Below are 7,115 nucleotides of genomic sequence, written 5' to 3' on the forward strand. Positions count from 1 at the left end.
GCCGGAGTGCGGGGGCCGTGCGCGCGGTCCGCCGGGGCGGGGCGGGTGACCTGGGTCTATCACCTGGGGACCACGGTGTGACCCATGACCGACCCTGACCTCCGGAGTTCCAAAGTATTAGCTGATAATTTGTGAAGCTCGCGGGCAGACACGAGGCCGGGGGGAAGCAGAACGGCCGTCGGTTGCAGCCGTGATGGTCACCGATCACGGCCGGTCCGTCTGTCCACGCGAGCAAGGGCGAGTGGGGAGGGAGGCCTGTCGTGACGGAGGCAGGGCGAGGCGGGGACGGCGGCCGGCGCGGGCGGGGCCGGCGTGCGGCGCCGAAACAGGCGTGGGGACGCCGTTCCCAGGGACCGGACCGGGAGGCGGGACACCAGCCCGAGGAGAGCCCGGACGGCCCCGCGTTCGAGCCCGAGGCCACCATGCAGCTCCGGGTCGGCATGATCAGCCCCGACGAGACGATGCAGCTCAAGATCGTCGCACTGGACGGCCTCCGCCCCGCGCCGAAGCCCGAGCCCGCCCTCCCCGAGGAACCGGCCGGCGCCCGCCCCCCGGGCCTCCTGGCCCCGCTGCTGACCGCGCTCGCCGAACTGCGCCGCCTCCTCGCCCCGTTCACCGCCAGGCTCGCCCCCTACGCCGGACGCGTCGCCCCCTACGCCCGCAAGCTGCGCCCCGAGTACCCGCGTCCGGGCCGGGAGGGCTGGCGGCGCTGGGTGCCGTCCTGGCGCCAGGTCATCGCGGGCTGGCTCGCCACGATCGGCCTGACCGGCCTCTTCCTGACCGTGGCCTACGCGGCCACCGACGTCCCCACCAACCTCAACTCCTACGCCACCCAGCAGGACAACGTCTACTTCTGGGCCGACGGCACCCCGATGGCCCGGACCGGCTGGGTGCGCCGGCAGGCGATGCCGCTCAAGGACATCCCGGAGGGCGTGCGCTGGGCGGTGCTCGCGGCGGAGAACGAGAGCTTCTACTCCGACCCCGGCATCTCCGCCAAGGGCATCGCCCGCGCCCTGTGGCGCACGGTCGGTGAGGGCGCCACCGAGGGCGGCTCCACCATCACCCAGCAGTACGTCAAGAACGTCTACCTGAACCAGGACCAGAACCTCGGCCGCAAGCTCACCGAGGCGATGATCTCCCTCAAGCTCGACAACCGGATGAGCAAGGACAAGATCCTGGAGGGCTACCTCAACACCAGCTGGTTCGGGCGCGGCACCTACGGCATCCAGCGCGCCTCCCAGTCGTACTACGGCAAGGACGTCAGCAAGCTGAACCCGAGCGAGGCCGCCATGCTCGCCTCGCTGCTCAAGGGCGCCGGCCTGTACGACCCGACGCTCAACGCGGCCAGCCACCACCGGGCGGTGGAGCGCTGGTCGTACATCCTCGACCGCATGGTCAAGATCGGCAAGCTCTCCCCGGCCGAGCGCGCCAAGTACACGAAGTTCCCCGAGCCGATCAAGACCCTCCAGATCTACGACACCGGCAAGCAGAGCGACTACCTGGTGGAACTGGCCTCCCAGTACGCCAAGAAGAGCGCCCATCTGTCGGCCAAGGAGTTCGACCTCGGCGGCTATCAGATCTACACGACCTTCGACCGCAAGCGGGAGAGCGAGCTGACCGAGGCGGTCACCAAGGCCCGCGAGGCGGCCCTGAAGAAGGACCCCGAGGGCGCGCGCACCGCCCACTACGGCGCCGCGTCGGTCGCCACCGACGGCCGGATCGTGGCCGTCTACGGCGGTCCCGACCACCGCAAGCAGGGCTACAACGAGTCCAACGCCACTACCGTGCCCGCTGGTTCGGCCTTCACGCCCTTCGTCTACGCGGCGGCCCTGGAGCACGGTGTGCACAAGACCCGGGAGGGCCCGGCCACCCCGGTCACCCCCGAGACGGTGTACGACGGCAACGACGCGGTGCCCGTCACCACCCCCGAGGGCCCCTACTGGGACCGCAGCGGCCACAAGGTCTCGGCTCACAACGACGGCAACCGCTCCTACGGTCCGATCAGCCTCCGCCAGGCGCTGGCCCGCTCGGTGGACACGCCGTTCATGCAGCTCGGGATGGACACCGGGCTGGAGCAGGTGAAGTCCACCGCGCAGGCGGCGGGACTGCTCTCCGCCAGCTTCGGCCCGTCGACGCCCACGCTGTCGCTCGGCACCTCCACGCCCAGCACGATCCGGATGGCCAGCGGCTACGCCACCTTCGCGGCGGACGGGCGGCACACCGAGCCGTACTCGGTGCGCCGCGTCACCCGCAACGGCGCCGGTGTCCGGCTGGACGCCCCCGACCGGCGCATGGCGGTCGGCCCGGGGGTCGCCCGGCAGGTCAGCGAGGCGCTCACGGACAACTTCCGTCTCTCCCACCCCGCCCCCGCCGCGACCGCCCCGGCCGCCGGGAAGAACGGGACCACCGACAAGGACACCGCGCTCTGGTACACGGGCACCCTCAAGTCGGTGTCGACCGCGATCGTCGTCTACCGCATCGACCTGGGCAGAAGCCTGGAGCCGCTGCCGCTGGACGGTCTGGCGGGCACCCGCGAGAACAGCGTGCCGTACGGAATCTGGTCGCGTGCCGTGGGCGTCGGCTGACCCCCCCCCCGGCCCACCCCCTCCCGGCTACACCCCAGCAACCCGCACCGGAGATCGATCCGAATGAAGTCGTCGAGCACAGGACGCCGTCGCAAGGCACGCAGCACCGAGGGCCGTGTCGTCACGCGCCCCGCCGTCATCGGCCTGGCCACGCTGCTCGTGCTCGTCTCCACGCTCACGGGGTATCTGCTGCTGAGCCATGGCGACGACATGGCATCGGCGGTCTCCTCCGCCAAGGCGCCCGGCGCGTCCGCGGAGCCGAAGTGGGACGGCAGGACGAAGGTGCTCGGGGACGGCTCCACGTCCTACACGGGGCCCCAGAAGGGCACGCTGAAGCCCGTACGCCTCAAGCCCGGCGAGAAGCCGCCCCAGTTCGTCGTCTTCTCCTGGGACGGCGGGCTGGAGGGCAGTGACCACCTCTTCTCGCACTACCGCGAGCTGGCCGAGCGGTACGACGCCCACATGACGTTCTTCCTCACCGGCATCTATCTGCTGCCGAAGGACAAGAAGGACATGTACCACCCGCCGCAGCACTCGCCCGGCGCCGCCGCCATCGACTACGCCACCGACGACCACATAGTCGAGACCATCGAGCAGCTGCGCAAGGCGTACGAGGGCGGCAACGAGATCGGCACCCACTTCAACGGCCACTTCTGCGGCGCCAAGGGCGGCGGCGACTGGAGCGTCGAGGAGTGGAAGAGCGAGATCGACCAGTTCTACTCGTTCGTGGAGCGCTGGAAGACCAACACCGGCCACAAGGAGATCGACCCGCTGCCCTTCGACTTCAGGAAGGAGGTCACCGGCGGCCGGGCGCCCTGCCTGGAGGGCCAGAAGAACCTGCTGAAGGCCGTCAAGGACTACGGCTGGCGCTACGACGCCAGCTCCGCGGGCGACTTCCAGATCTGGCCGGCGAAGAAGAACGGCGTCTGGGACTTCCCGCTCCAGATGCTGCCCTACGAGTCGGGCAAGTACCAGGGCCTGTCGATGGACTTCAACTTCCTCTACAACCAGTCGGACGGCCAGACGCACGGCAACCCCGCCGAGTTCCCCAAGTGGGAGCAGCAGACGGTCGATTCGTACATGGCCGGTTTCAACCGGGTGTACTACGGGAGCCGGGCACCCTTGTTCATCGGCAACCACTTCGAGGACTGGAACGGCGGCATCTACATGCGGGCCATCGACGAGGTGGTCAAGAACGTGTGCACCAAACAGGGCGTGAAATGCGTGTCCTTCAAGGAGCTGGCGGACTGGATGGACGCGCAGACCCCGCAGACCCTGGCCCGGATGCGCAGCCTCGACCCGGCACAGTCGCCCGACTGGTCGTCTGTCGTCAAGTGACGTGTGAAACAGTCTGGTTCCACTTGTGCATCCCGTCTTCACAAACATCGCACACGGCATGCGAAGATGCGTTTCGCCCGGTCTCTGCCACCGGAGTCCCGGTCTGTGTACCGGCGTAGAGGGGATCATCATTGAAGTCAAGGAAATTGAGCCGTAAGCGGAGCCGCGCCACCATAATCTCGGCGGCGGCCGCCTCCGTGGTGGCGGGCGTCGCCCTGCTGCCCAACTGGAGCGCGGGCGCAGCGGTCATCGACGACCCGACCGTCGACGCGGGGACCAAGGCGACCTTCCAGAAGCTGGCGGACGCGGTCTTCACCGACCGCACCCAGGCCCTGGTGGGCGGTGCCACGGAGGGTCAGCGGACCTCCGCCTTCTCCGGCGATGTGCGCCTGTCCGGCACGCAGTCGCACCAGGAGGACTCCGCGCTCAGCCAGCTGCGCGGCCGCAAGGACCGCCTGGCGGAGCTGGGCGAGCAGTACAGCGCGGGGAACACCAGCGTCAAGCTGGACGCCACGCGGGTCGAGGGACGGCGCGCCACGGTGGCCGTCACCGAGACGACGTCGCTCACGTACAAGAAGGTCACGGGCTCCCAGCCCGCGACCACGGGCTTCCAGGCCCACCACGAGCTGACGTTCCGGGCGGACCGCAGCGGCACCTGGCAGCTGACCCGCATCAAGGACACCGACGAGGGCTACCTCGCGGTGAACCAGGTGGCGAAGCCCGAGGTCGCCAAGCCCTCGGTCAAGGCGGACGACAACCCGCCGGAGGCGCCTCGCGCGGCCACCACGCGGCCGGCTCCGGCGAAGCCGAAGAAGCTGACCGGGTCCGCCTACGACTACAAGGCCATGGTCGCGTACGCGACGAAGTACTGGAGCAAGTACAACACCGCCTACCCCGACTTCAACGGGGCCGGCGCGGGTGGTGACTGCACCAATTTCGTCAGCCAGTCGCTGAAGGCGGGTGGCTGGAAGCACGTTCCCGGTTACACGAACGACTTCCACAAGTGGTTCGGCACCGCCGACATCCAGTCGGACTCCTTCGTCGGCGTGAACGAGTTCTCCTGGTTCGCGCTGTCCTCGAAGCGGGTCACGAGCCTTGCCAACGTCTACCAGGCCGACATCGGCGATGTCGTCCAGATGGACTTCAACAAGGACGGGTCCAAGGACCACACGATGATCGTCACCAAGCGCGACGCCCAGGGCGTGCCCTACGTGACGTACCACTCCACCAACACCTACAACCGGTCGTTGGCGAGCCTCGTCGCGTCCTACCCGACGGCGGCGTTCTTCGCCTACCGCACCTGAGGTGAGCGAGGGCCCCCGTACGGCGCGCCGGTTCCGGCGCCGTACGGGGGCTCTCGCGCGTCCGGGGGCCGGTGTCCTTGCGCGGGGTCGCGCCCTGGCATTCACGAGGGGGTTGCCCATAACCAAAAGTTCGGCATCCCAGAAAAACCAGGTCTTGGACTTCTGATCGCCCTGTCGGAACCATGAGTCGTGGCCGACCGCTCCCGACAGCAGAAGGACGATCACGATCATGGAGAAGAAGTGGTGGACGCTGCTGGGGGTGTGCGGCGGAACGTTCATGCTCCTGCTGGACACCACCATCGTGTACGTCGTCATGCCCGATGTGCAGCGGGACCTTGAGGCCAGCTTCGCCGACCTCCAGTGGGTGATCGACGGGTACGCGCTGGCGCTTGCGTCCTTCCTGCTGACGAGCGGCACGCTGGCCGACCGGTTCGGCCGCAGGCGGCTCTACGCGATCGGCGTGGCCCTGTTCACGTGCGCCTCGCTGCTGTGCGGTGTGGCGCAGACCCCGTCGATGCTGATCATGTCGCGGATGCTCCAGGGCGTGGGCGGTTCGGTCATGTTCGCCACCGGTCTGGCGCTGCTCGCGGGCGGCTTCCAGGGCAAGGAACGCGGTATGGCGTTCGGCGTCTGGGGCATGGTCACGGGTCTGGCCTCCGCCGTCGGCCCGGTGGCCGGCGGTCTGATCTCCAGCGGCGTCAGCTGGCGCGGCATCTTCCTGGTCAACGTGCCGATCGGGGTCGTCGTGGCGCTGATCGTCGCGCTGCGCGTGGACGAGTCGAAGTCGGCGTTCCCCCGCAAACTCGACCGGCCCGGCTTCGTGCTGCTCACCGGCGGCCTCGCCACCCTCGTCTACGGTCTGATCCGCGCCGGTGAGACCGGGTGGAGCGACGGCCGCGCGGTGACCGGGCTGGTGGCGGGCGCGGTGCTGCTGCTCGCGTTCCTGCTGGTGGAGGCGGGGTCCGCGCAGCCCATGTTCGATCTGCGGCTGTTCCGCATCCCTACCTTCGTCGGCGGCTCCATCGCGGCCTTCGCCATGAACGGCTCGCTGTTCTCCATGTTCCTGTTCCTGGCCATCTACTTCCAGGAGGCTATGGACTACTCCTCGCTCGAGACCGGCCTGCGGCTGCTCACCGCGTCCCTGTCGATGCTGGCCGCCTCCCTGGTCGCGGGCCGGCTCAGCGCCAGGGTCCAGCCCCGCTACCTGATCGGGGGCGGGCTGCTGCTGGTGGGTGCCGCGCTGCTGCTGATGAGCGGGGTCACCGAGTCCAGCGGCTGGGAGCACTTCGTCCCCGGCCTGCTGCTGGGCGGTATCGGCGCCGGTCTGGTGAACCCACCGCTGGCCTCCACCGCCGTGGGTGTCGTGGACTTCTCCCGCGCCGGCATGGCCTCGGGCGTGAGCGGTACGTTCCGTCAGCTCGGGGTGAGCGCGGGAGTCGCGGTGCTCGGCTCGGCGTTCGCCGGGATCATCAGCGACCGGTTCCGGGACGGACTGCGCGGGGTGCCGGAACTGGCCGGTCATAGCGACCAGTTGGCCGCCCTGACCCGGGGCGGCGAGACCGCCGGGGCCGTACGGCTGGTGCCCGCACAGTACGGCGCTCAGGTGCGGCGGCTCGCCGCGACCGGGTTCGTGGACGGACTGAACACCCTGCTGGCGGTGTCGGCCGGGCTCGCCCTGCTCGGCGGCGTGCTGGCGCTGGTACTGATCAGGCCCGCCGACTTCCAGGCGGCGCAGCAGCCGAAGCCCGAGGCGAAGGACGCCCCCGGCCAGTCACCGGTGGCCGCGGAGAGCTGAGCCGCACGGCGCCTGAGGCCGCCTCCCGCCGACCGGGGGGCGGCCGGCGCACATCGGCTGTCGGCGCGTCTTTCCGGTGGCGCGCCCCACCCC

At 69.6% G+C, this 7,115-nt stretch carries 4 protein-coding genes; all 4 read left to right on the forward strand.

Annotation, left to right across the window (positions count from 1 at the left end; translation table 11 throughout):
- The first annotated feature begins 260 nt into the window (after positions 1-260).
- The 4 genes from ACFWN1_RS15730 (at position 261) to ACFWN1_RS15745 (ending at position 7,022) form a co-directional block, all read left to right on the forward strand.
- On the forward strand, positions 261-2,585 hold the full coding sequence (locus ACFWN1_RS15730; RefSeq protein WP_384361935.1) for a transglycosylase domain-containing protein: 2,325 nt from the start codon (positions 261-263) through the stop codon (positions 2,583-2,585).
- A gap of 63 nt (positions 2,586-2,648) precedes the next feature.
- Entirely contained in the window at positions 2,649-3,923 is a 1,275-nt protein-coding gene (locus tag ACFWN1_RS15735) for a hypothetical protein (protein WP_384361938.1), read from the forward strand.
- Positions 3,924-4,120: 197 nt separating this feature from the next.
- A complete protein-coding gene (locus tag ACFWN1_RS15740) occupies positions 4,121-5,227 on the forward strand; it encodes an amidase domain-containing protein (protein WP_384361952.1) in 1,107 nt (368 codons plus the stop codon).
- Between the two features lie 229 nt (positions 5,228-5,456).
- Entirely contained in the window at positions 5,457-7,022 is a 1,566-nt protein-coding gene (locus ACFWN1_RS15745; protein ID WP_384361941.1) for an MFS transporter, read from the forward strand.
- Positions 7,023-7,115: the final 93 nt, after the last annotated feature.

This window comes from Streptomyces sp. NPDC058459 (assembly GCF_042721685.1).
In the GTDB taxonomy this organism is placed as follows: Bacteria; Actinomycetota; Actinomycetes; order Streptomycetales; family Streptomycetaceae; genus Streptomyces.